Annotated in this window: 22 protein-coding genes; 16 read left to right on the top strand and 6 right to left on the bottom strand. The window is 65.0% G+C overall.

The genetic code is table 11. From position 1 onward, the window contains the following. Positions 1-159: 159 nt before the first annotated feature. A complete protein-coding gene (locus tag QWY79_RS03860; RefSeq protein WP_290270063.1) occupies positions 160-405 on the top strand; it encodes a sulfurtransferase TusA family protein in 246 nt (81 codons plus the stop codon). Further along, positions 405-1,505 carry an AI-2E family transporter gene (locus QWY79_RS03855; RefSeq protein WP_290270062.1) on the top strand — a complete coding sequence of 367 codons (1,101 nt, stop codon included), beginning with the start codon at positions 405-407 and terminating at the stop codon, positions 1,503-1,505. Before QWY79_RS03860 ends, QWY79_RS03855 begins: the two co-directional genes overlap by 1 nt. A 53-nt stretch (positions 1,506-1,558) precedes the next feature. On the opposite strand, the gene QWY79_RS03850 is transcribed toward QWY79_RS03855, so the two are convergent. Then, the gene (locus QWY79_RS03850; RefSeq protein WP_290270061.1) at positions 1,559-2,035 is read right to left on the bottom strand and encodes a peroxiredoxin; all 477 of its coding nucleotides are present in this window, start codon (positions 2,033-2,035) and stop codon (positions 1,559-1,561) included. Positions 2,036-2,213: 178 nt separating this feature from the next. On the opposite strand from QWY79_RS03850, the gene dapA reads away from it, so the two are divergent. The 4 genes from dapA to purC all read left to right on the top strand — a co-directional run bounded on the left by dapA (position 2,214) and on the right by purC (position 5,705). After that, complete coding sequence (gene dapA, locus QWY79_RS03845; RefSeq protein WP_290270060.1) at positions 2,214-3,098, top strand: 4-hydroxy-tetrahydrodipicolinate synthase; 885 nt, start codon at positions 2,214-2,216, stop codon at positions 3,096-3,098. 45 nt (positions 3,099-3,143) lie between these two features. Next, positions 3,144-4,118 carry an outer membrane protein assembly factor BamC gene (locus QWY79_RS03840; RefSeq protein WP_290270059.1) on the top strand — a complete coding sequence of 325 codons (975 nt, stop codon included), beginning with the start codon at positions 3,144-3,146 and terminating at the stop codon, positions 4,116-4,118. Next, positions 4,118-4,909: an MBL fold metallo-hydrolase gene (locus QWY79_RS03835; protein WP_290270058.1), complete on the top strand. Its 792-nt coding sequence runs from the start codon at positions 4,118-4,120 to the stop codon at positions 4,907-4,909. The genes QWY79_RS03840 and QWY79_RS03835 overlap by 1 nt, the downstream gene beginning before the upstream one ends. Before the next feature lie 82 nt (positions 4,910-4,991). After that, a complete protein-coding gene (gene purC, locus QWY79_RS03830; protein ID WP_290270057.1) occupies positions 4,992-5,705 on the top strand; it encodes a phosphoribosylaminoimidazolesuccinocarboxamide synthase in 714 nt (237 codons plus the stop codon). 75 nt (positions 5,706-5,780) lie between these two features. Here the strand turns inward: purC and tsaA are convergent, their stop codons facing one another. Further along, positions 5,781-6,509, bottom strand: coding sequence for a tRNA (N6-threonylcarbamoyladenosine(37)-N6)-methyltransferase TrmO (tsaA, locus tag QWY79_RS03825; RefSeq protein WP_290270056.1), 729 nt, complete (start codon positions 6,507-6,509; stop codon positions 5,781-5,783). Between the two features lie 92 nt (positions 6,510-6,601). Here tsaA and QWY79_RS03820 point away from each other — a divergent pair, with 92 nt between their 5' ends. Continuing rightward, a complete protein-coding gene (locus QWY79_RS03820) occupies positions 6,602-7,159 on the top strand; it encodes a GNAT family N-acetyltransferase (protein ID WP_290270055.1) in 558 nt (185 codons plus the stop codon). Positions 7,160-7,280: 121 nt separating this feature from the next. On the opposite strand, the gene nadC is transcribed toward QWY79_RS03820, so the two are convergent. Beyond that, positions 7,281-8,135: a carboxylating nicotinate-nucleotide diphosphorylase gene (nadC, locus tag QWY79_RS03815; protein ID WP_141317267.1), complete on the bottom strand. Its 855-nt coding sequence runs from the start codon at positions 8,133-8,135 to the stop codon at positions 7,281-7,283. A gap of 79 nt (positions 8,136-8,214) precedes the next feature. Between nadC and ampD the strand changes: the two genes are divergently transcribed. The 6 genes from ampD (at position 8,215) to QWY79_RS03785 (ending at position 16,372) form a co-directional block, all read left to right on the top strand. Further along, positions 8,215-8,784 (top strand): 1,6-anhydro-N-acetylmuramyl-L-alanine amidase AmpD, encoded by a 570-nt coding sequence (ampD, locus tag QWY79_RS03810; RefSeq protein WP_290270052.1) that lies wholly within the window; start codon positions 8,215-8,217, stop codon positions 8,782-8,784. Between the two features lie 335 nt (positions 8,785-9,119). Beyond that, on the top strand, positions 9,120-11,798 hold the full coding sequence (gene aceE, locus QWY79_RS03805; protein ID WP_290270050.1) for a pyruvate dehydrogenase (acetyl-transferring), homodimeric type: 2,679 nt from the start codon (positions 9,120-9,122) through the stop codon (positions 11,796-11,798). 71 nt (positions 11,799-11,869) lie between these two features. Then, a complete protein-coding gene (aceF, locus tag QWY79_RS03800; RefSeq protein WP_290270048.1) occupies positions 11,870-13,903 on the top strand; it encodes a pyruvate dehydrogenase complex dihydrolipoyllysine-residue acetyltransferase in 2,034 nt (677 codons plus the stop codon). 236 nt (positions 13,904-14,139) lie between these two features. Continuing rightward, complete coding sequence (adk, locus tag QWY79_RS03795; protein ID WP_290270046.1) at positions 14,140-14,796, top strand: adenylate kinase; 657 nt, start codon at positions 14,140-14,142, stop codon at positions 14,794-14,796. A gap of 107 nt (positions 14,797-14,903) precedes the next feature. Beyond that, a complete protein-coding gene (gene tsaB / locus QWY79_RS03790) occupies positions 14,904-15,608 on the top strand; it encodes a tRNA (adenosine(37)-N6)-threonylcarbamoyltransferase complex dimerization subunit type 1 TsaB (RefSeq protein WP_290270044.1) in 705 nt (234 codons plus the stop codon). Then, a complete protein-coding gene (locus tag QWY79_RS03785; RefSeq protein WP_290270041.1) occupies positions 15,605-16,372 on the top strand; it encodes a class I SAM-dependent methyltransferase in 768 nt (255 codons plus the stop codon). The genes tsaB and QWY79_RS03785 overlap by 4 nt, the downstream gene beginning before the upstream one ends. A gap of 6 nt (positions 16,373-16,378) precedes the next feature. On the opposite strand, the gene plsB is transcribed toward QWY79_RS03785, so the two are convergent. Both plsB and QWY79_RS03775 read right to left on the bottom strand, forming a co-directional pair. After that, entirely contained in the window at positions 16,379-18,808 is a 2,430-nt protein-coding gene (gene plsB / locus QWY79_RS03780; protein ID WP_290270040.1) for a glycerol-3-phosphate 1-O-acyltransferase PlsB, read from the bottom strand. A 64-nt stretch (positions 18,809-18,872) separates the two neighbouring features. Then, positions 18,873-19,520, bottom strand: coding sequence for a YecA/YgfB family protein (locus QWY79_RS03775; RefSeq protein WP_290270039.1), 648 nt, complete (start codon positions 19,518-19,520; stop codon positions 18,873-18,875). A gap of 63 nt (positions 19,521-19,583) precedes the next feature. Here QWY79_RS03775 and QWY79_RS03770 point away from each other — a divergent pair, with 63 nt between their 5' ends. From QWY79_RS03770 to QWY79_RS03760, 3 genes are all read left to right on the top strand, one after another. Further along, the gene (locus QWY79_RS03770; protein ID WP_290270038.1) at positions 19,584-20,135 is read left to right on the top strand and encodes a SprT family zinc-dependent metalloprotease; all 552 of its coding nucleotides are present in this window, start codon (positions 19,584-19,586) and stop codon (positions 20,133-20,135) included. Positions 20,136-20,311: 176 nt separating this feature from the next. Then, the gene (gene acs, locus QWY79_RS03765; protein ID WP_290270037.1) at positions 20,312-22,261 is read left to right on the top strand and encodes an acetate--CoA ligase; all 1,950 of its coding nucleotides are present in this window, start codon (positions 20,312-20,314) and stop codon (positions 22,259-22,261) included. Between the two features lie 192 nt (positions 22,262-22,453). Then, entirely contained in the window at positions 22,454-23,119 is a 666-nt protein-coding gene (locus QWY79_RS03760; RefSeq protein ID WP_290270036.1) for a LuxR C-terminal-related transcriptional regulator, read from the top strand. Between the two features lie 311 nt (positions 23,120-23,430). Here QWY79_RS03760 and QWY79_RS03755 read toward each other — a convergent pair whose 3' ends face one another. Continuing rightward, positions 23,431-24,570, bottom strand: a complete 1,140-nt coding sequence (locus QWY79_RS03755; protein WP_290270035.1) for a low temperature requirement protein A — start codon at positions 24,568-24,570, stop codon at positions 23,431-23,433. Positions 24,571-24,595 lie beyond the last annotated feature (25 nt).

Here is a 24,595-nt window from a genome sequence, read left to right as displayed (position 1 = left end):
TTGTGGACCCCGATGCGCCATGGCCACATAACGTGGTCATGGCGATTGAAGCAGTCGTTGTCATTGATTCAGTGGTCAAAGTGCCTTTAAATCCTCAGGGCATGTCGAGGGTGGCGTTAAAGCGCCTGACATGCTCCAGTAAACCGCCCGGGAGACACTATGACGCTGCAAGCTGATGATGTGCTGGATGCACGAGGTCTCGCCTGTCCATTGCCGTTGCTCAAGGCCAAGCAGGCCCTGGCGGGGATGGCGTCGGGGGCGCTGCTGGAAGTCAGGGCGACCGATGCAGGCTCCTGGCGAGATATCGAGTCTTTCATCGAGCAGAGCCGGCATCAAATGCCCGCCCGAGAAGTTCGTGGCGACGTCTATCACTACTGGATCCGCAAAGCGGGGGAGAACGCCTGATGACCCTGAAGTCGCTGTTCCGCGGTTGGGTAGAGCGCTACTTCTCCGACGAGGAAGCCGTCATTCTGTTGCTGGTGCTGGCCCTGGGCTTTGCCGTGGTTATATGGCTGGGGCAGATGCTGGCCCCCTTCCTGACGTCCCTGGTCATTGCCTTCCTGTTACAGGGGGCGGTGAATGGCCTGACGCGTCGGCGTGTGCCGCAGATGCTGGCGGTGCTCATCGTCTACCTGGGGTTTCTGGGCGTGCTGTTGGCGCTGGCGCTGGTGCTGTTGCCGCTGATCTGGAACCAGCTGGTCAATCTGTTGCAGGAAACACCGCGCATGTTCGCCAGCGGCCAGTCACTACTGGATGATCTGCAGGCGCGTTATCCGCAACTGGTGACCCCCGACCAGATTCAGTCGTGGATCGGCATGGCCGGTAGGGAAGTGACGCAACTGGGCCAGCGGGCCCTGTCACTGTCGCTGTCGTCGCTGGGCAATGTGTTGTCGTTGATCATCTATCTGGTGCTGGTGCCGATTCTGGTCTTCTTCATGCTCAAGGATCGCGATCGACTGGTGGGCTTCACGGTGTCGCTGCTGCCGCAGAACCGCAAGTTGATGAAGCGCATCTGGCAGGAAATGGATGACCAGATCGCCAATTATGTGCGTGGCAAGTTCATCGAGATCATTATCGTCGGCAGCGTCGCCTTCTTCACTTTCATCTGCTTTGGTCTGCCGTACTCGGCCCTGCTGGCGGTGCTGGTCGGCCTGTCGGTGCTGGTGCCCTATATCGGGGCGGCGGTGGCCACGCTACCCGTGGCGGCCGTGGCAGGCTTTCACTTCGGCATCAGTGACGAGTTTGCCTATGTGCTGGTGGCCTATGGCGTGATCCAGGCGCTGGATGGCAATGTGCTGGTGCCGGTACTGTTTTCCGAGGCGGTCAACCTGCACCCGGTGTCGATCATCCTCGCCGTGCTGTTCTTCGGCGGCATCTGGGGGTTCTGGGGCATCTTCTTTGCCATTCCCCTGGCGACTCTGCTCAAGGCACTGGTCTATGCCTGGCCGAGAGGCATTCAACAGCGCCGCGAAGAGGCCTCGCTAGAGCAGCCGGTCGAGCCCTGAAGCGGGCTCGACCACCCCGCCAGCGGGGCAGTCTGGCAGGGCAGGGGAGTGAGTCATTCGCCGGCGTGCAGGGCCTGGGCCGCTGCGAGCACTTCGTCGACATGGCCCTTGACCTTGACGCCACGCCATTCGCGCGCCAGCTTGCCCTCGGTGTCGATCAGGAAGGTGCTGCGCTCGATACCCAGATGCTCCTTGCCGTAGAGTTTCTTGAGCTTGATGACATCGAACAGCTGGCAGACGGTCTCATCCTTGTCGGAAATCAACGGGAAGTTGAACGCCTGCTTGGCCTTGAAGTTCTCCTGGGCGCGAATGCCGTCCCGGGACACGCCGATGACCACCGTGTTGGCGGCGTCGAAGGCGGCCTTGTGGTCGCGAAAATCACCGCCTTCGGTGGTGCAGCCCGGGGTACTGGCGCGCGGGTAGAAGTAGACCACGACCTGCTGGCCGCGCAGTGCCGAGAGGGTCAGTTCGGTGCCGCCGGTGGCGGTGGCGGTGAAATCGGGAACGGGCTGGCCGAGGCTGATGCTCATGGTGTCTCCTGTTGGGATGTGTCGAGTGATGCCGTGGATTACACGCAACCCGGAGCAAACTGTAAAGTCGTCGCTGTACAGGCCCTGGCGGCCTGAGTACCATTTAGGATTTGTCGGCAAGACATCGACCGGGCGCCAGCCCGCGTATCACCAGGCAGGCCGGGAGGATGAGTAGAAGATGATCACGGGTAGCATCGTCGCGCTGGCGACACCGATGAAAGCGAGTGGTGAAATCGACTGGGAGGCGCTGCGTCGTCTGGTTCACTTTCATCTCGACAATGGTACGGATGGAATTGTCGCGGCCGGCACCACGGGCGAGCCGACGACGATGTCATTCGCCGAGCATTTCGACGTGATTCGCGCCGTGGTGGAGGAGGTCGGCGGTCGGGTGCCGGTGATTGCCGGAACCGGCTCGAACAACACCACCGAAGCGGTAGAGCTGACACGCTACGCCAAGGAGGTCGGTGCCGACTATTGCCTGACGGTCGCACCCTACTACAACAAGCCGACCCAGGAAGGGCTCTATCAGCACTTCAAGTCGATCGCCGAGACCAGTGACCTGCCGGTCATTCTCTACAATGTGCCCGGTCGCACCTGCTCGGATATCTATAACGAGACCGTGCTGCGCCTGGCGGAGGTCGACAATATCGTCGGCCTCAAGGATGCCACGGGCAACCTTGAGCGCGCCGAGGACCTGATCGCGCGTCTCGAGGGGACCGACTTCATGCTGTACTCCGGTGATGATGGCACGGCCTGTGATTTCATGCTGATGGGCGGACATGGCGATATCTCGGTGACCGCCAATGTGGCCCCCCGGGCCATGCATGAGCTGTGCGCGGCCGCCGTGGCCGGCGAGACCGACAAGGCCCACCAGATCAACACGCGTCTGATGCCGTTGCACACCTATCTGGGCATCGAGGCCAACCCGATTCCGGTCAAGTGGGCCCTGAATCGCATGGGGCTGGTCGAACCCGGCATTCGCCTGCCGTTGACCTGGCTTTCCGAGAAGTATCATTCCACTGTCAGCGAAGCCCTGCAGCTGGCAGGCCTGATAGAAGACTGAGAGGTGGCCGCGGCCATCCCCGATGACATGACGCAAGGTGGATGCATGAACGCTGCGCTGAAATGGATGCCGCTGGTCGCCGCTCTGGCACTGGCGGGTTGCGCTCGAGAAGGCTACTACGATAACCGTAGTGTCGATTATGCCAAGGCCGAGGAAAGTGAGCCCCTGGTGCTGCCCGATACGCGCAACACGCGTCGTTATCGCGATAGCATGCCGGTCCCCGAGGCTCCCGGTGGCTTCGCCTCCCAGGGCGAGGACTTCGATGCGCCGCCGCCGCGCGCGCTCAATGCCGGCAGTGGCGTGTCCGCCGGTGAGGTGGCGCTGCGTGAAGCCGGTGACCAGCGGTGGCTGGTAGTGGGCGCCTCACCCGGCGTCGTCTGGTCGGAGCTGGAAGATTTCGTGGCCACGCGCGGCCTGCAGGTGCTGTCGCGCAATCAGCAGCGTGGCGTGATCGAGACCGAGCAGGGGAGTATCGCTGTCAGCTCGGGCCTGCAACCCGGCGAGAGTGAAGTGCGCTGCGAACGTGGCGGCATGCCGGAAGAGGGTTGCCTGCGAGCCATCGAGCGTCGCTTCGAGCAGCGCAGCAACCTGGCCAGCGCGACCGCATCGGGCCTCGCCACCCAGGGCCAGATGAATCAGCAGAGTCAGCCGCCGCGTCTCGAGCAACAGGACGGCGAGTGGCAATTGATGGTGCCCTTCGGCCTGCAGCGCGCCTGGGCCGAGCTGAGTGCTCAGCTCGAGTCCGACTTCGCCATGCAAGGGCGCCGTGAGTTGATCGAGCAGGATATTGCGTCGCACACCTTCCTGGTGGATTATCTGCTGCTCAGTGAACGCAGCCGAGGCTTCTGGAGCTCGATGGCCTCCCTGGACTTCAGCGAGGACATGACGCGGATTCGTCTGACCCTGAGTCGCCAGTCCGATGGACAGACCCTGGTCAGGGCGCGTGCCGCCGACGAGGGCAACCTGCAGGACAATGACGCCCGCGAACTGCTGGAACGCGTGGGAGGCCTGCTGCGCTGATGGGTGTGCCGCTCGAGGAAGCGGGCCGTTTACGCTTTGCGTCACTGGGCAGTGGCAGCAAGGGCAATGCCACCCTGGTCAGCGATGGCGAGACGCATCTGCTGATCGACTGTGGCTTCGGTCTCAAGGAAGTCGAGCGGCGCCTGGGGCGACTGGGACTGCATCCACGACAGCTCGATGCCCTGCTGGTGACCCATGAGCATGGCGATCATCTGCGCGGTGTCGGCCCTCTGGCCAGAAAGCATGACGTGCCGGTCTACATGACGCCCGGCACCTGGATGGCCGGACGCACTGGTGAGTTGCCCCGGCGTGTCTGGATCACGCCGCAGTCGCCGCTATACATCAAGGGGATCGAAATCGACCCGGTCACCGTGCCGCATGATGCGCGCGAGCCCGTTCAGTTTCGACTGACGGCCGGTGATCGTCGGCTCGGCCTGTTGACCGATCTCGGTTACCCCAGCCACCACGTGGTGGAAGCCTTCCAGGGTTGCGATGCCCTGGTGCTCGAGTGCAATCACGATGTGCACCTGCTCGAGACCGGCCCCTATCCGCCCAGCCTCAAGCGGCGTGTCGCCGGTCGCTGGGGGCACCTGGCCAATGAGCAGGCGGCCTGGCTGCTGCAAAGGCTCGGTCTGGAGCGTCTGCAGCACATCGTCTGTTCGCATCTTTCCGAGCACAACAATCGCCCTGAACTGGCCCGGCAGGCGCTGGATCCACTGCTCGACGGCGACGCCTCGCGGCTGACGGTGGCCGCCCAGGAAGCCGGCCTTGACTGGCGGGTGATCCGCTGAATCGACGACACTGCGCGATGCCGCGAGCGGCGGCGTCGGCGCCATCTTCTGGTTATTTCTCCTTTGTGCCCCGGAGGCTCCCATGGACAAGCAGCAAGAACTCTATGCCGGCAAGGCCAAGTCGGTCTATACCACGGACGATCCCGATCGTCTGATCCTGCACTTTCGTGACGATACCAGCGCTTTCGACGGCGAGCGCATGGAATCACTGGAGCGCAAGGGGAAGGTCAACAATCGCTTCAATGCCTTCATCATGGAGAAGCTGCAGGAAGCGGGCATCCCCACGCATTACGAGCGCCTGTTGTCCGACACCGAGTGCGTGGTCAAGAAGCTGGACATGCTGCCGGTTGAGTGCGTGATCCGCAATATCGCCGCCGGTGGCCTGGTCAAGCGTCTCGGGGTGGAAGAGGGCAGCGACCTGGCACCGCCGACCTTCGAGCTCTTCCTCAAGAACGATGCGTTGCATGACCCCATGATCAACGAGTCACTGGCCGAGACCTTCGGCTGGGCGACCGCCGAACAGCTGGCCGAGATGAAGTCGCTGACCTATCGGGTCAATGACGTGCTCAAGCAGTTGTTCGCTGCCGGCGATCTGCTGCTGGTGGACTACAAACTGGAGTTCGGCCTCTTTCATGGCGGCATCGTGCTGGGCGACGAGTTCTCGCCGGATGGCTGCCGCCTGTGGGATGCCAATACCCGGGAAAAGCTCGACAAGGATCGTTTCCGCCAGGGGCTGGGCGGTGTCATCGAAGCCTACGAGGAAGTCGGCAAGCGCATTGGCGTCGATTTTTCCTGAGGCGATCGAGACGTTCGTGCATGAAGGGCCCTGCGGGGCCCTTCGTCGTGTCGGCTCCCGACCGATCGCGGTTTCTCACCCCATCACGATCTCGACGACCTCCAGCCGTGTCTGGCCTTGCTCGTTGGTCACGGCGCGAAAACGCACATCCACGTCGCGCAGGCGCACGCCATAGGTGCGCTCCTCGCCGCCGCGGCGGTAGGCGGGGCGGGGGTCCTGGCCGAGCACCTGCTGAATCAGCTCGCCCAGCGAGGTGGCGTCGGGCCGAGCCGCCAGGGCGGCCCGGGCGGTGGCGCTGAAGCGCACGGGCAGGAGGTCGGGCGCCGCGGGCGCGAAGCCGGCGCGAGCCGCCGGGCGAGATTCCGCCCAGGGCAGGTAGGGCTTGATATCCAGCACCGGGGTGCCGTCCACCAGATCGGCACCGCGCAGATGCAGGCACACGCCATCCGTGGTATCCAGGTGAGCCAGTTCCACCAGTGATTGCCCCAGACGGTTGGGACGGTGGGTGCTGCGGCTGGCGAAGACGCCAATGCGGGCATTGCCGCCCAGGCGTGGCGGTCGTACCAGTGGCGTCCAGCGCTGGGGACTCAGGTGAAAGAGGAAGGTGAGCCACAGGTGACTGAAGGCCTCGAGACCACGCACGGTCAGGGGATCATCATAGGGCGGGGTCAGAATCAGGGTGGCTCGGGCTGCATCCGCCAGGCCCGGCTGACGCGGTATGCCGAACTTGTCGGGAAAGTCACTGTGTATGTGACCGATCGGCGTCAGCTCGACGCTGCGGTCCGGGGGGCATGGGGAAGTCATGCTGAGTGTCGCCCTGTGTCGCGTCCGGGGGTTGGCCCGAGTCTCGGGTTTAGGTAGCCTTTCGACGGTCTCATCATCTCAGGAAGTGCCGTATGCGTCATGCCGATATCGCGCCACACGCCACGCAAGCCGACCAGGAGTCGACCGCGCGAGGCCGCACGCCGCGCATTTTTTATCGCCTCGCCAGGGGGGCGGACGGGGCGGATCAGGCCGAGGTGTTTCATCACGCCGTGATGCAGGGGGCTGCCGCGCATTACGAACGTGAGGCGCGAGAAGCCTGGGCCGCTGTGCTGCCGCGCGATGCGAGTGCCTGGGTGGCGCGCCAGGCCTTGTATACCACCCTGGTAGCCTGCTGTGAGGGCCGCTGCGTGGGCTTCCTGGAGCTGGATGTGGCGGCCGGCCGTGTCGAGTCGCTGTATGTCTGGCCGTCCCTGGCACGGCGTGGTATCGGCACCAACCTGTTGATTCATGCCGAGCGCCTGATGCTTGAGCACGGGCATGGTCGTATCGACATTGCCGCCAGCCTGGTGCTGGCCGATGGCCTGGAGCGCCGTGGCTGGCAGCGGGTACGCGAGGAATGGGCCGAACGCGGCGGCCAACAGCTTCAGCGGAGGATTATGCAGAAGTCACTGGCCGCGGTGGAAACCTGAAGCACGAGTTCCGAGCGGCGAGAAACGAGCCACGAGTCACGCTAGCTCCTCACCCCCCTCACTCTTCACTCTTCACTCTTCACTCATCCCTCTTCATTCTTCCCTCTTCCCTCTTCACACCTCACTCCCCATCCTGCGGTAGAAAGCGCATGGATAGGTCGATGGCCTTGACGTCCTTGGTCAGGGCGCCACTCGAGATGCAGTGCACGCCGGTAGCGGCGATCTCCTTGAGCCGGGCGGCGTCGACATTGCCCGAGGCCTCGAGGGTGGCGCGTTCCGCCGTGCGGCGCACGGCCTCGCGCATGTCGTCCAGCGAGAAGTTGTCGAGCATGATGACATCCGCACCGGCTTCCAGGGCCTGATCGAGTTCCTCGAAGGTTTCCACCTCGACTTCCACCGGCAGGTCACGGGCGATGTCGCGTGCTTCCCGTACCGCCGCGGCAATGCTGCCGCAGGAAGCGATGTGGTTCTCCTTGATGAGGAAGGCATCAAAGAGCCCGATACGATGGTTGTGGCCGCCGCCGCAGGAAACGGCATACTTCTGCGCCAGGCGCAGCCCCGGCAGCGTCTTGCGCGTATCCAGCACCCGGACACCGGTGCCCTCCAGCAGGTCCACATACTGGCGAGTGCGCGTGGCGGTGCCGGAGAGTGTCTGCAGCAGATTCAGGGCGGCACGCTCGCCGGTCAGCAGACTGCGCGCCGGCCCCTCGAGTTCGAGCAAGACCTGCTCGGCCTCCAGACGGTCGCCATCGGCGGCCCGCCAGTTCAGGATGATGCTCGGGTCCAGGCGCCGGAAGAGCTCATCGACCCAGGCGACACCACACAGGACCGTATCCTCGCGGGTGATGACCCGAGCCCGTGCCCACTGCTTTTCGGGGATCAGCTCGGCGGTGATATCGCCAGGGCCGACATCCTCGGCCAGAAGGCGGGCGGCGCTGTCGCGGATCTCTTCAGCGAGGGCATCCTGATAGTGCATGGTGAGGCTCGTCTCTGTGCTGTGTGGCGTCATGTCTTCAGTATAATGGAAAGCCATGCACTGACGTCAGGGGGAATGCATGTCGATTGACCATGGATGGTGGCAACAGGCGCGGCCTGTCGTGTCGCCCAATCAGGATGCGCGTCCGCGGGATGAAGTCTCGCTGCTGGTATTGCACTCCATCAGCCTGCCGCCCGGCGTCTTCAGTGGCGATGGCGTCGAGGCGTTGTTCACCAATCGCCTGGATCCGCAGGCGCATGCCTATTTCGCCGCCATTCACCATTTGCGCGTCTCGGCGCACCTGCTGATTCGCCGCGATGGTGAATGCGTGCAGTTCGTGCCCTTCTCGGCGCGCGCCTGGCATGCCGGACGCTCCTGCTGGCGGGATGGGCAGCGCTGGCGTCGCGCCCTGAACGACTTTTCGGTCGGCATCGAACTGGAAGGCGATGAAGTCACGCCCTATACCGCGGCCCAATACCGCTGCCTGGTGTCGGCCACCCGGGCCTTGCTGGCCGGGTATCCGCAGCTGACCCCGGCGCGTATCACCGGCCATGCCCATGTGGCGCCGTTGCGCAAGAGCGATCCGGGGCCGGCCTTCGACTGGGCCTATTTCCGTCAGAGCCTGGCTAAGCCCTTGCCGGGCGAGTAATAAAACATTTGTTTCATACGCTTATTGGGATGTTCTCCCGCCTGATGCCGGGCCTGCTGGTGCTACCCGAGTGGTCGGTGGTGTGCGCGAGGAAGGCCCGATGTCATGCGGCACAGGCTCTTTGCGAATTTTGAAAAAAATTTCCATATCTGTTTCAATTGGCAGCCTTGAGTCTTTACGGTATCGTCGAGCTACCCGCCAAATATGGCCGCGTTGCCTTGTAAAACGACGACAAAACTGGCAGTAGACGTGGATCCGCTTCCACGTTCTCCCAACACAGCGCCACACGCCCCTCGCTCGGGGCTGTCGCCCCACCGTCATTCGGAGAGACGTCTATGAGTCTTGAGACACGAGAAGATCTCGATCCGGTCGAAACCCAGGAGTGGTTGGACTCCCTGGAATCGGTTCTGGATCGCGAGGGTGAGGACCGCGCCAGGTACCTCATGACCCGGCTGGCTGATCGCTATCGCCGCGATGGCATGCAAGTGCCCTTCTCGGTGACGACCCCGCATCGCAACACCATCCCGGTGCACCGCGAGGCGCCGATGCCGGGTGACATGTTCATGGAGCGTCGTATCCGTTCGCTGGTGCGCTGGAACATGGCCGCCATGGTCACCCGGGCCAACAAGGCCAACAAGGGGATCGGCGGTCACCTGGCCAGCTTCATGTCGAGCGCGACGCTGTATGATGTGGGCTTCAACCACTTCTTTCGTGCCGCTCATGGCGACTTCCAGGGCGACCTGGTGTTCATCCAGGGCCACAGTTCTCCGGGTGTCTACGCGCGTTCCTATCTGGAGGGGCGCCTGACGGAGGACCAGATGGACAAGTTCCGTCAGGAAGTCGATGGCGACGGTCTGTCCTCCTATCCGCACCCCTGGCTGATGCCCGACTACTGGCAACTGCCCACGGTGTCCATGGGGCTGGGGCCGATCATGGCCATCTACCAGGCCCACGTCATGAAGTACCTGGATCAGCGTGGTCTGCAGCCGATGCATGATCGCAAGGTCTGGGCCTTCCTGGGCGACGGCGAGTGTGACGAACCGGAGACGCTGGGCGCGATTCACCTGGCCAGCCGCGAGAAGCTCGACAACCTCAACTTCGTCATCAACTGCAACCTGCAGCGCCTTGATGGCCCGGTGCGCGGCAACTCGCGCATCATGGACGAGCTCGAGGGCGTCTTCCGCGGTGCCGGCTGGAACGTCATCAAGGTGGTCTGGGGCCGGCTCTGGGATCCGCTCTTCGAGAAGGACAAGAAGGGCATCCTGCAGAAGCGCATGGACGAGGCGGTCGACGGCGAGTACCAGAACTACAAGGCCAACGGCGGCGCCTATACCCGCGAGCACTTCTTCGGCAAGTATTCCGAGACCGCCGAAATGGTCCAGGACATGACCGACGAGGACATCTGGAAGCTCAACCGCGGTGGCCATGATCCGTTCAAGATCTATGCCGCTTACCATGAGGCCTTCCACAACGCCAATGGTCGTCCGACCGTCATCCTGGCGCATACCGTCAAGGGCTATGGCCTGGGGGCCGCCGGTGGCGAGGCCGACAACGAAGCGCACCAGGTCAAGTCCATCGATGACCCCGAGGTCCTCAAGGACTTCCGTGATCGCTTCGGCATTCCGGTCACCGACGAGCAGATCGAAAACGAGATGCCGTACTACAAGCCGGAAGACGACAGCCCGGAGATGAAGTACATGCATCTCCAGCGCGAGCGTCTGGGCGGCTACCTGCCGGCGCGTAACCCGGACTTCGAGGCCCTCGAGATCCCGTCGCTGGAGGACAAGACCTTCGCCTCCCAGATGAAGGGTTCCAATGGCCGTGAAGTCTCCACGACCATGGCCTTCGTGCGGATCCTCAATGGCCTGGTCAAGGACAAGCAGGTCGGCAAGCGCGTGGTGCCCATCGTGCCCGACGAGGCGCGAACCTTCGGCATGGAGGGCATGTTCCGTCAGCTGGGGATCTATACCTCGGAAGGCCAGAAATATGAGCCCCACGACAAGGGCCAGCTGATGTTCTACCGCGAGGACAAGGCGGGTCAGGTCCTCGAGGAAGGCATCACCGAGGCCGGCGCCATGTCCTCCTGGATCGCCGCGGCGACTTCCTACAGCAACCATGGCCTGCCGCTGCTGCCGTTCTACATCTACTACTCGATGTTCGGCTTTCAGCGCATCGGCGACTTGGCCTGGGCCGCCGGCGACATGCAGGCTCGCGGCTTCCTGATCGGGGGCACGGCCGGGCGCACGACCCTGAATGGCGAGGGCCTGCAGCACCAGGATGGCCACAGCCACCTGCAGGCGTCGATGATTCCCAACTGCCGTAGTTATGACCCCACCTATGCCCATGAGGTGGCGGTGATCGTGCAGGATGGCCTGAAGCGGATGTACGCCGACAAGGAAAACTGCTTCTACTACCTGACGGTGATGAACGAGAACTACGAGCAGCCGGCGCTCGAGGAAGTCCCCACCGAGGACATCATCAAGGGCATGTACCTGCTGCGCGAGACCCAGGGCGACAAGGGGCGCGTCCAGCTGATGGGCTGCGGCACCATCCTCATCGAGGTCGAGGCGGCCGCCGAGCTGCTGGCCGAGGAGTGGGGCATCGGGGCTGACATCTGGAGCGTCACCAGCTTCAACGAGCTGCGTCGCGAAGCCCTGGAAGTCGATCGTCAGGCCTTCCTCAAGCCTGCCGAAGAGCCGGGCAAGCCCCATGTGACGGCCTGCCTGGAAGGTCGCCAGGGCCCGGCAATCGCATCCACCGATTACATGAAACTCTTTGCCGATCAGGTGCGCGCCTGGGTGCCGACTGACTATCATGTATTGGGTACCGATGGTTATGGCCGTTCCGACACTCGCGAGAAGCTGCGTCACTTCTTCGAGGTCAATCGCTACTTCGTCACCGTGGCGGCGCTCAAGGCGCTGGCCGATCGTGGCGAAATCGAGCGCAAGGTCGTGGCCGAGGCTATCGAGAAGTACGGTATCGACCCCAACAAGCCGAATCCGCTTGAAGTGTGAGTCGTCGACCGACCCGGTGGCATGGCGGGCCTGCGGGCCCGCCCCCGTCAAGAGTTTGAAGGAGCGCGACCTTGAGTAGCGAAATCATCAAAGTGCCTGATATCGGTGGCGATACCGATGTCGAAATCATCGAGATCGCGGTGTCGGAAGGTGATGTCATCGATGCCGAGGACACCCTGATCACACTGGAATCCGACAAGGCCAGCATGGACGTGCCTTCGCCCAAGGGCGGCAAGGTCGTCAAGGTGCTGGTCAAGGAAGGCGGTACTGTCTCCGAAGGGGACGACATCGTCGAACTGGAAGTGGAAGGCGGCGGCGATGCCGAGCCAGAACCAGCCGCGGCCGAGGCCGATGCCTCCGGCGCCGATGAGGATGAGGCGCCGTCCGAGGCCCCCGAGAAGCCGGCAGCCGGGTCCGGTGGCTCGCGCACGGTGGATATCACGGTGCCGGATCTGGGCGGTGCCGCCGATGTCGAGATCATCGAGGTGTCGGCCAGCGAAGGCGACACCCTCGAGGCCGAGGACACCCTGATCACCCTGGAGTCCGACAAGGCCTCCATGGACATTCCCAGTCCGCATGCCGGCAAGCTGGTCAGTCTGACCGTCAAGGAAGGCGATACCGTCTCCGAGGGCGATGTGATCGGCCGCATGGAAGTCGCCGGTGAAGGCGGGGACGAGGCCGCGAGTGGTGATGATGCCGCCGAGGCATCCAGTGAAGCGCCAGCCGAGGCCCCGGCGGCCGAGGAATCCGCGGATGAAGGCGGTGCCGGCGAGCCGGAGCGCAAGGAAGTGCGCGTGCCGGATCTGGGCGGCTCCAGTGATGTGCCGATCATCGAGATGGGCGTGTCGGAAGGGGACGAGGTCAGTGAAGAAGACCCGCTGATCACCCTGGAGTCCGACAAGGCTTCCATGGATGTACCGAGCCCCTATACGGGCAAACTGGTCGAGCTCAAGGTCAAGGAAGGCGACACCGTCTCCGAAGGCGATGTGATCGGTTTCATCGAGACCGTGGGCAGCAAGCCGGCGGCTGCCAAGGCCGACAAGCCGGCAGCGTCCAGCGGGTCTGCTGACAAGAGCGCCGCCAAGTCCGAGGCATCGAGCAGCCAGCAAGCCCAGCCTGCATCATCCAGCGGTGGCCGCCCCAGCCCCGAGGCCGAAATGGCGGCTCACAAGCCGCGTGACGGCAAGCTGGTGCATGCCGGGCCGGCGGTGCGCCTGCTGGCGCGTGAGCTGGGCGTCGACCTGGGGCTGGTCAAGCCGTCCGGTCCCAAGGATCGAGTGCTCAAGGAAGACGTTCAGGCCTACGTCAAGCAGGCCATCGCCAATCAGGCCAGCAAACCGGCCAGCCCGGCAGCCGCCGAGGGCGGATCGGGTATCCCGCCGGTGCCGGATGTCGACTTCAGCCAGTTCGGCGAGGTCGAAGAGAAGCCGATGGGCCGCCTGATGAAGATGGGCGCTACCAATCTGCATCGCAGCTGGGTGAACCTGCCGCATGTCACCCAATTCGACGAAGCCGACATCACCGAGCTGGAAAACTTCCGCAAGTCCATGAAGGCGGAAGCCGAGGCCCAGGGCGCCAAGCTCACGCCGCTGCCCTTCCTGATCAAGGCCTGTGCCTTCGCGCTGCGCAAGTTCCCGCAGTTCAACGTCAGCATCAAGAGTGACGGCGAGACCGTGGTGCACAAGAAGTATGTGCATATCGGCATCGCCGTGGACACGCCGGATGGCCTGATGGTGCCGGTGATTCGCGATGCCGACCAGAAGTCGCTGATCGAGCTCGCCAAGGAGTCCATCGAGCTGGCCGGCAAGGCGCAGTCCAAGAAGCTCAAGCGTGACGAGATGACCGGCGGCTGTTTCACCATCTCGAGCCTGGGCTCGATTGGTGGCACGGCCTTCACGCCAATCGTCAATGCGCCGGAAGTGGCCATCCTCGGGGTCTCCAAGTCCCAGACCAAGCCGGTGTGGGACGGCCAGGCCTTCCAGCCGCGGCTGATGATGCCGCTGTCGCTGTCCTATGACCATCGCGCGGTCAATGGCGCCGACGCGGCGCGCTTCACCGCCTTCCTGGGCCAGGCGCTGACGGATATTCGTCGCCTGCTGCTCTAGGGGCCAGGGGCAGCGACAGGTCACGAGACCCAATGACGGCGCCGCAGGGCGCCGTCATCTTTTTTGGGGGCGGCAGACGAAAGTGCTAGACCGTTAACTTCCTGCTCATGCTGGGCTTTTCGCGACACCCCGGGATCACCCCGGCGGCCGGCTTGTTTCACGTCAGGCGCGCGGGTATGGTTCAGGGTCCCCGATTTTTCATTTGTGACATTCACCTCTTTTCAAGGAATCATGACATGCGTTTGATCCTCTTGGGCGCGCCCGGCGCCGGCAAGGGCACTCAGGCCCAGTTCATCTGCGAGCGTTTCGGCATCCCGCAGATCTCCACCGGTGACATGCTGCGCGCCGCCGTCAAGGAAGGCAGCGAGCTGGGACTCCAGGTCAAGGAAATCATGGAGACCGGGGGGCTGGTCTCCGATGACCTGATCATTTCCCTGGTCAAGGAGCGCATCCAGCAGCCGGATTGTGCCAATGGCTTCCTGTTCGACGGCTTCCCGCGCACCATCCCGCAGGCCGACGCCATGAAGGATGCGGGCGTGAAGATCGACCATGTCCTCGAGATCGCCGTGCCGGACGAGGAAATCGTCAACCGTCTGGCCGGCCGTCGGGTGCATCCGGATTCCGGCCGGGTGTATCACGTCGACCTGAACCCGCCGCAGGAAGCCGGCAAGGACGACGTGACCGGCGAGCCGCTGATCCAGCGCGATGATGACAGCGAAGCCACGGTACGCAATCGTCTGTCCGTCTATCACGATCAGACCGCACCGCTGGTCGAGTATTATCAGGACTGGGCCAGCCAGGAGCCGAGTCAGGCGCCGCGCTACCATCGTGTCGAAGGCGTCGGCAGTGTCGACGACATCACCGCTCAGGTCATCGCCGCCCTGGAAGGCTGAGCGACACCGCTGCCGCATGTGATGCAGAGGCCCGCTTCGGCGGGCCTTCGTTATGCTGGGGGCGGTGCGTATAATGGGCGTCCCACTCAACTGCCATGACTGCTGCTATGCCGATCCTGCTGGCCCTGGATGCCTCCTCGAGTGCCTGCTCCGCTGCCTTGCTGCGCCGTCAGGAAGGACGAGCGGATGAATGGGTGACTCGCTTCGCCCTCACGCCGCGCACCCACACCCAGCGACTCCTGCCGATGGTCGACGAGGTGCTCGGCGAGGCCGGCCTATCGCCGTCCGACCTCGACGCCGTCGCCTATGGGCGCGGCCCCGGCTCCTTCACCGGGTTGCGCATTGCCGCGGGTGCCGCCCAGGGCCTGGCGTTCGGCCTCGAGCGCCCGCTGCTGGGCATCTCGACCCTCCAGGCGCTGGCGCTGGGGGCGCATCGTCGTCATCACTACCGCCATCTGGTCACCGCGCTGGATGCGCGCATGGGCGAGGTCTATGCCGCCTGCTGGCGCTGCTCCGGGGGGCGGGTCGAGGCCCTGAGCGACGAAGCCGTGCTGCCGCCGGCGCAGTTGTACCTGCCGTCCGGCCATGACGATCACGACTGGGTGGGCGTGGGCTCCGGCTGGACGCTGCAGGCCGACATGCCGGCCCGGACTCAGGTCGCCATGAGTCTCTCGCTGCCCGATGTCGAGGTGGCCGCCGAGGACATGGTGCTGCTCGCCGCCGATGCCTTCGCCGCCGGTGAAGGGCGCGACGCTCATGAGGTGCAACCGGTGTATCTGCGCGACCAGGTGGCCTGGCGCAAGCAACCATGAGCGACAGGGGAGGCGTGGCAGTCGAGTCGTCGCAGCGCCTGGCCGAGCGCTGGGGGCTGCCCCTGCAGGCCGATGCCGTGGGGGCTCCCCTGGTCCTGCGCCATCAGGACGGTCGCCTGGTTCTGGCGGGGGAACCGGGGACGTTCGGCAACCCGCTGGCGGTGGATTTCGTGACGGGCCGGGCGGCCCATCGACGCCGCTTCGGTGGTGGTCGTGGCCAGTTGATCGCCCGGGCCTGTGGTCTCGGCAAGGGTGTCACGCCCTCGGTGGTGGATGCCACCGCCGGCCTGGGGCGCGATGCCTTCGTGCTGGCGTCACTGGGGGCCGAGGTGCTGCTCGTCGAACGCGTGGCGTCGATTGCCGCCCTGCTCGATGATGGCCTCCAGCGAGCCGCCGCGGACCCCGATGCCGCCGGCATCGCCGCTCGCATGCAGCTGGTGCACGGCGATGCCGGTCGCGACCTGGCCGCGCTGGTACAGCAGGGCGGGGTGTCACCGCAGGTCATTCATCTCGATCCGATGTTCCCCCATCGCGCCAAGTCGGCCCTGGTCAAGAAGGAGATGCGGCTGTTTCGCGAACTCGCCGGTGACGATGCCGATGCCCCGCGTTTGCTGGAAGCGGCCCTGGAGGTGGCGACTCACCGGGTGGTGGTCAAGCGGCCTCGCAAGGCGCCGCCCATCGAGGGCCCGGCGCCGCGTCATGTGCTGGAAGGCAAGACCAGCCGGTATGACCTCTATGTGCATCGTTCGCTGACGGCGCCCTGAGCGCGGTCACGCCTCCGCCTGATGCCGGATCCGCTGCAGGCGGTGACGCAGCGCCGGGTCGAACAGCGTCTGGACCTGCCGGGCCGCCCGGTGGAGGCGCTCATCATGATGCAGGTGCCCCGTGTCATCCGTGCTGAGCCAGGTCTCCCGTTCCAGGTTCGCGACCAGGCCGGCAAAGAGTTGCCGGTCGAAGAATTCCGGCGAGTCGCGCCCGGTCAGGCGCGCCAGGCGCTCGGCCAGCTGTCGGGTGCGCGAGGTGAGCCCGTCATGGGTGAAGTGGCCGGATGCCTCGCTGAGCAGCACCGACAGCAGCAGGTAGCCGCGCTCCATCGAGGGCTGCATCAGGCGACCCAGCATGCGCAGCTGCTCCTCGCCGGCCAGGGATCGGGTACGCCGCCAGCCGGCGCCATCGACTTCCAGCAGTTCCAGCGCTGTCAGCCGCTCGAGCACCTCGGCGAGCGAGTCGCGCAGGCGTGGCGGTGATTCGATGGCGAACTCGCGGGCCAGCACCGGCCAACTGGGAGCCAGCAATGCCTCGAGGTCGTCCAGCGTATGGCGGGTCTGGTGGCGGAAGGCGAAGGCGGTCAGTCCGCTCAGGGCGAAGAGGTGCAGCACATTGTTGCGGTACCAGCCGAGCAGGGTGGCCTGGGCGGGTTCGGCGGTGACCAGGTCACCGAGGGCGTCGCGACAGGCATTGAGCATGCCCAGCTGGCGCACCTGGTCGATCCAATCGGCCGGCTCCCCCGGCGGGAGGGCGTCGGCCCGGCTCAGGCTGGCTAGCAGGGCCAGCTGGCGCTCCAGCAGCGGCGTCTCGATGGCGCGATGAGGGGTGGCCAGCAGGGCCAGGGCCACCAGGTTGACCGGGTTCAGCGTGGCGGCGGCGTTGATGCGTCGGGTCAGTGTCTCGCCGAGCCGCGTCACGGCCTCGCGTTGCCAGGTGGGGCGCTCGCCGGTCGCCGCCGCCTGACGCCAGTCGGGCTGCTCGCCGTCCAGGAATTCATCCAGAGCCAGTGGCTCGCCGATGTTCAGGGCCACGCGGCCATGCGGTTCACGCAGGCGTCGCAGGACGCGCAGGAGGGCCAGCGGGGATTCCTTGCGCTTGCGTCCACCGGCCAGCTCGCGCTGATAACTGGCTTCCTCGAGGATGCGTTCGTAGCCGATATACACCGGCACGAACAGCAGCGACTGGCCGTCTTCCTGCTGGCTGCTCAGGAAGGAGTCGACGGTCATGGAGAGCATGCCGGGGCGTGGCGGCAGCATGCGACCGCTGCGCGAGCGGCCGCCTTCGATGAAGTACTCCAGCGGGTGTCCCCGGTTGAGCAGACGGTGCAGGTATTCCTTGAAGACCGCCGAATACAGCGCCTGCCCCCGGAAGCTGCGGCGCATGAAGAAGGCGCCGCCGCGCCGCAACAGCGGCCCGATCACCGGCATGTCGAGGTTGCGCCCGGCGGCGATGTGCGGCGGCATGAGCCCCTGGTCATAGAGCACATAGGACAGCAGCAGGTAGTCGATGTGACTGCGGTGGCAGGGCACATAGACCAGGGTGTGCTCGCCGGCCAGCGTCTTGACGCGCTCCAGGCCGCGGGCATCGACACCGTCGTAGAGGTGGTTCCAGAGGCGACGCAGCAGGCCGTCCAGAAAGCGCAGCACAGGGTAGCTCATGCTGGCGGCGATCTCGCGGCCGTAGCGCCTGGCGCGGCGCGACAGGCGAGCCGCGTGGCGGGCCGATTCGGCATCCTGGTGGATGGCGCGACGCACCGGCTCGCTGCGGGCCACCCCCTCGATCAGGGTGCGGCGGTGAGACAGGTCCGGCCCCAGCACTCGCGTGCGCATGCGGCGGAAGTGCACCCGCAGCAGGCGGGCGGCCTTGCGGTCGGTCAGGGCCGGGGCACGCCCATCGTCGAGCTCGGCGATACTCAAGGGCGCGCCGAAATGCACTTCCAGGTCGCGGCCGTTGACCAGCACCGCCAGCAGCCGGCGCAGGCGTCCGGTCAGGCGCCAGCTGTCGGCGGCCAGCAATTGCCAGACCCCGAAGCGCTTGCCGGGGGCGCGTCCCCAGAAGATGCTGACCGGCACCAGCTGAATGTCCTGACCGCTTTGCCGGCAGGCCTCGATGGCCGCCTGGAAGGGTGAGGCGGCGCCGCGGCGTCGACGCAGCAGGCGACGCCGGGTGGTTGGCAGTGCCAGCTGGGCCGGTAGCTGCCTGTCGCCCAGCAGGTGCGTGGTGGCGGCATCGGGCAGGTCGGCACCTGCCGTCAGGCTTTCCAGCAGCAGGCCGTCGGAGAGCGAGGAGCGGGGCAGCACGTAGATGGTGGGTCGCTCGGGGTCGATGCCCAGCGCCTCGGCCGCGGGTTCCTGGATCCGCACCTGCGTCCAGGCTTCCATGAAGCGGCGCAGGGTCGCGCGAAATGGCTTGAAGCGGCGACGGTCAGCCATGCTTGCACTCTCGGGTCAACGGGAAGGCCGGATGTCCGGGCGGTGGGTCAGCCGGGGGACGCGTCTAGCGCTTCCCGGCGCGGCCGGGCGGGCCCTTGCGACGCGGCTTGGGCTTGGGCGTTTCCGGCGGCACCCGATAGTGCAGGTAGAGGTCGAGCACCAGCTCGGGGAGCTGACCCACCAGTTTTTCCAGGCGCTGAGTGTCGTTGGCCAGCTCGGCCATGTCGGGTTCGTCGGCGAACAGCCCGGACAGCAGCATGAAGGGTAGCAGCAGCTGGGCCGCGGCTTCCTCGTCGTCGGCAAACCAGGCACTCTCATCCAGGAAGACGCCTTCCATGAAGCCGGCGCACCAGTCGCCGATCGGGGTCTCCTCGGGCGGAGTGCCACCGAGCTCCAGGTCGAAGGGCAGCTCCGGGAGGCCGCCCCCCTCGAGTACCTGGATGGCGTTATGACGCAGCTGTTCCAGCAGCGCCAGGATGTCGTCGCGCTCGCTGTCATCGGCAAAGCCCGGCTCGCCGTGAAACAGCTCCGGCACCCAGGTGGCGGCCTGGACATCGCGCGGGGCGATCGCCAGGGCGACCAGAAACCCATGGGCGCTGATCAGGTCCAGGGCGTCGGCCTCGACCCTGTCCGACTCGAGGAAGTCATCGAGCCGATCGAGGGCGTCGTCATCGAGGAGTGGCTGGGGGGCGGGGCTTTCAGTGTCGGACATGGGCATGAGGCTCTGAATAAGTGGTCTTTACGCTGCCTTGGCGTGGCGTCATTCTAGCACCCTATGACGCCTCCCGTGTTGCCTGACCCCGATCGCCAATGGCTCGCTTCGCTCGACCGCGGTGCCAGCCAGGATGCCCTGCATGAGCGGGTCGCAGCCGCCTGGCGACTGTGTCGTGACGTGCATCCGAGCCTGCCGCGGCCGAGGGTCTGGCTGGACCTGCGCGGCAAGGGAGCCGGTCAGGCGCACTTCGAGCGAGGCGGCCTGCGCTTCAATCCCGTGCTCTTCGACGACAATCGGCATGCCTTCCTGGTCGAGGTCGTGCCGCACGAAATGGCGCACTGGCTGGTACACCATCTGTCGGATGGGCAGGGGGTAGCGCCGCACGGTCACGAATGGCGCACCGTGATGCGCGAGCTGTTCGGCCTGACCCCGCAGGCGACCCATGACTTCGACACCCGGCGCGCCAGTCCTGCGCCCTATCAGTATCGCTGCCAGTGCCGGGAGCATGGCTTCACGGCGCGGCGGCACGGCCTGGCGCGCAAGGGTCGGCAATACGTGTGTCGCCGCTGCCGTCAGCCTCTGGTCTACACGGGGCGCTGTGAATCTTGCTGATGCTTTTCTAAGATGTTGTTATGAATGAGAAAAATGCTCATACCAATGTCTAAGGGGAAGCCCGGCGGGCAGAAGGGTATGCTGACAGACAGATTTCATGGCGTCGGTCGAGACCCTGATGGCCTCGCCCGGCTTCATCCACCTGAAGGGATCATCCCGAGGATAGAGGCACTTTGATGAGCGATCAGCAGCACATCTACCCCGTTCGTGATGGCATCGCCGCCAATGCCTGGGCAGACAAGGCGACCTACCAGGCCATGTATCAGCGCTCCGTGGATGATCCGGAGGGCTTCTGGGCGGAGCAGGCCGAGCGCCTCGACTGGTCCACCCAGCCTGCCACCATCAAGAACACCTCCTTTGCCTCGAACAACGTGGATATCCGCTGGTTCGAGGACGGCAAGCTGAATGCCAGTGTCAACTGCCTGGATCGCCATCTCGACAAGCGCGGCGACCAGCCGGCGATCATCTGGGAAGGCGATGATCCCGGCCAGTCCAAGACGCTGACCTATCGCGAGGTGCATGAGCGGACCTGCCAGCTGGCCAATGCGCTCAAGTCGCTGGGGGTCGGCAAGGGAGACACCGTCACGCTGTACATGCCGATGGTGCCCGAGGCGGCGATGGCCATGCTGGCCTGTGCACGTATCGGCGCCATCCACTCGGTGGTCTTCGGCGGCTTCTCGCCGGACGCCCTGGCGCAGCGAGTCCAGGACGCTGCCTCCAGGGTGGTGATCACTGCCGACGAATCCGTGCGCGGCGGCAAGCAGGTACCGCTCAAGGACAACGTCGACGCGGCCCTGACCCGTGACGGTACCGACGTCGCCGAGAAGGTGCTGGTCGTCCAGCGCACCGGCGGACAGATCGACTGGAAGGAAGGTCGCGACGTCTGGTTCCATGAGCTGGTCGATCAGCAGTCCACCGACTGCCCGGCCGAGGAAGTCGGTGCCGAGGACCCGCTGTTCATCCTCTATACCTCCGGCTCGACCGGGGCACCCAAGGGGCTCAAGCACACCACCGGCGGTTACCTGCTGCAAGCTGCCATGACCCACCAGTACGTCTTCGACTATCAGGAAGGCGAGGTCTACTGGTGCACGGCCGATGTCGGCTGGGTGACGGGGCACAGCTATATCGTCTATGGCCCGCTGGCCAACGGCGCCACGACCCTGATGTTCGAGGGCGTGCCGAGCTACCCGACCAATGGGCGCATGGGCGAGATCGTCGACAAGCACCGGGTCAACATCCTGTATACCGCGCCGACCGCCGTGCGGGCCCTGATGGCACATGGTGATGACGTCATGGACTCCAGCTCGCGGGATAGCCTGCGCCTGCTGGGCACGGTCGGCGAACCCATCAATCCCGAAGCCTGGGAATGGTACTACCGCGTAATCGGCAAGGAGCGCTGCCCCATCGTCGATACCTGGTGGCAGACCGAGACCGGCGGCATCATGATCGCCCCGCTGCCCGGTGCCACCGACCTCAAGCCGGGCTCGGCGACCCTGCCGTTCTTCGGCGTCCAGCCGGCGCTGGTCGACAATGAGGGCAACCGCCTGGAAGGCGCCACGGATGGCAACCTGGTGATCCTGGACTCCTGGCCGGGCCAGGCGCGCTCGATCTGGAACAACCACGAGCGCTTCGTGCAGACCTACTTCTCCACCTACGAGGACATGTACTTCACCGGGGACGGCTGCCGTCGTGATGAAGATGGTTACTACTGGATCACCGGCCGCGTCGACGATGTGCTGAATGTCTCCGGCCACCGCATGGGCACCGCCGAGATCGAGTCCTCGCTGGTGGCCCACGAGGCCGTGGCCGAAGCCGCCGTGGTCGGCTTCCCGCATGACATCAAGGGGCAGGGCATCTACATCTATGTCACCCTGAATGACGAGATCGAGCCGTCCGACGAGCTCAAGAAGGAACTGACCCAGTGGGTGCGCAAGGACATCGGGCCGATTGCCTCGCCGGACATCATCCAGTGGGCGCCGAGCCTGCCGAAGACCCGTTCCGGCAAGATCATGCGTCGTATCCTGCGCAAGATTGCCGCGAACGAGTGTGACGGCCTGGGCGACACCAGTACCCTGGCCGATCCGTCGGTGGTCGAGGACCTGATCGAGCATCGCGCCAACCGTTGATGAGCGAGCGTCCCGACACGCAGAAAGCCGGCCCGCGGGTCGGCTTTTTTACGACCTGTACGCGAGGTGTCGACAATACGGGTGGAGTGCTTGGGCATTGCCTCGGCCATGGGGTAACATGCTGTAAACGACAAGCATCCAGCAGGCGGCAGGGCTGCCCTTGCCCGTTGCATCCGGAACCGGAGGAGAACCATGGCCTTTGCCCAGAAATTCATCGTCGCCGATGATCATCCGCTCTTCCGTGCGGCCCTGACCCAGGCGTTGCGTCAGCTGGCGCCACAGGCCGAGATCGTCGAGGCCGATACCATGGAGGCCACTACCGAGGTGGTCACTCGACACCCGGACGCCGATCTGGTCCTGCTGGATCTGCACATGCCGGGGGCACATGGGTTCTCGGGGCTGATTCAGCTGCGCGGCCAGACGCCGGACATCCCGGTGGCCGTGGTGTCCGGTAGCGATGAGCTGCATGTGGTGCGCCGCTCCATCGACTACGGAGCTTCCGGCTTCATCCCCAAGTCGGCCTCGCTGGCGCTGATCGCCGAGGCCGTCGGCGAGATCCTGGATGGAGAAGTCTGGTTGCCGGAGGACATGGCCGAGGCCCTCGGCGAGTCCGATGAAGAGGATGCCCGTTTTGCCGAGGCCATCGCCTCGCTGACCCCGCAGCAGTTCCGCGTGCTGAACATGTTGACCGAAGGGCTGCTCAACAAGCAGATCGCCTACGAGCTCAATGTCTCCGAGGCCACCATCAAGGCCCACGTCACCGCCATCCTGCGCAAGCTCGGCGTACACTCCCGCACCCAGGCGGTCATCGCCGCCCAGAAGCTCGAAGTCGAACCGCCGAAGGTGGAGGAGTCCTGAGCGTCGGTCAGGCCAACGCTCAGGAGCTGTAAGCCGTAAGCTTGAAGCGATAAGTTCGCCTGGCTCCTGGCCGGGCATCTACGTAGGGGCGAGTCGCGAGCTACGAGCTACGAGCTACGAGCAGAAAATCGCTTTACCACTGCCCTTGTCTCCTTGAGCGGCATCGGCACGCTATGCTCGCTTCTCGCTTCTCGCTTCTCGCTTCTCGCTTCTCGCTTCTCGCTTCTCGCTTCTCGCTTCTCGCTTCTCGCTTCTCGCTTCTCGCTTCTCGCTTCTCGCTTCTCGCTTCTCGCTTCTCGCTTTCCTGCGCGTCAGCAGGGCGTGCCGTACGGCGTGGCTCGGCGTCTCAGCAGCGTGCCGCTGACGAGTACCAGCGCTACTGCCTCCAGCGGGGCCGGTGTCGCGAGCCCGAGCAGCAGCAGGACAAGCGCCAGGCAGGGCAGCCTCCAGCGTGCTCCACCCTGCAGGCAGTACCTATCCCGGATCATCCACAGGGTCGCCGCCAGCAAGGCCAGCGCCAGGCTCAACACCTGGTTGCCGAGCGCGGCCGCCCCCGGGTCCTGGATCATCAGGTGCATGCTGGCACCGGCGGCGGCGATGGTGCTGAAGACGATGAAGTGCCCGTACCCCCATATCATGGCGCGCCCGGTAGCACTGCTGTCGAGGTGGGGGCCATCGGTGAAGTAGAGGCCCCATATCGAGCAGGCGATGACGACCAGGAGCAGGCCATGCCAGAGGTGCTGAGCATCCAGCGAGGGCGGTGCAGGTGCTGACTGGAGCGTCAGGACGATGGCCGCGAAGCACTGCCCCAGCACGATCAGGGTAAAGCGGCCATGGCGCGACATGATATGCCCGCGATGCCAGGTGGTGGGGGCGTGACGTTCGGCCATCAGCGGCACGCCAAGTTCTCCGACCATGCCGACCAGAAAGAGGGGCAGGAAGAGGCTGGCCGACGGCAGGATCCCTGTCATGGTCGTGAGCCAGTAGACCTGCATCAGCGTAATGCCCACCGCATAACGGCGTGCCGTCGTCCGGTGCTGCGGGTCACCCCGACCGGCACCGATCCACAACAGGACCATGGCGAGGCGCATGACGCAGAAGCCGGCCAGGACCAGCAGCAGGGGGCTGCGCGTGAAGACCGCATCGATACCGGCGGCCAGCATCAGGGCGCCGAACATGGTCACCATGGTCAATAGCCGAAAGGCCGGGGAGTGATCGTCATAGGCCGAGGCAAACCAGGTGTAGTTCATCCAGGCCCACCAGATCATGAAGAAGTTGCACAGGTAGTCGACCAGGCCCGCCGTGGTGCGTCCGGCCTCGATGCCGTCGACCAGCCCCTGTGCGGCCATGCCGATGGCGACCACACTGGCCAGGTCGAACAGGAGTTCCAGTGGGGTGGCACCCCGCTGGGGTTCATTCGGGTCGCGTGGCGTAAAACGCAGGTCAATCATGAGCCGGAACCTTGTGCTCGCCAGG

This window comes from Halomonas sabkhae (assembly GCF_030409265.1).
Taxonomy (GTDB): Bacteria; Pseudomonadota; Gammaproteobacteria; order Pseudomonadales; family Halomonadaceae; genus Halomonas; species Halomonas halmophila.
This window is presented reverse-complemented; position numbering and strand designations above follow the sequence as displayed.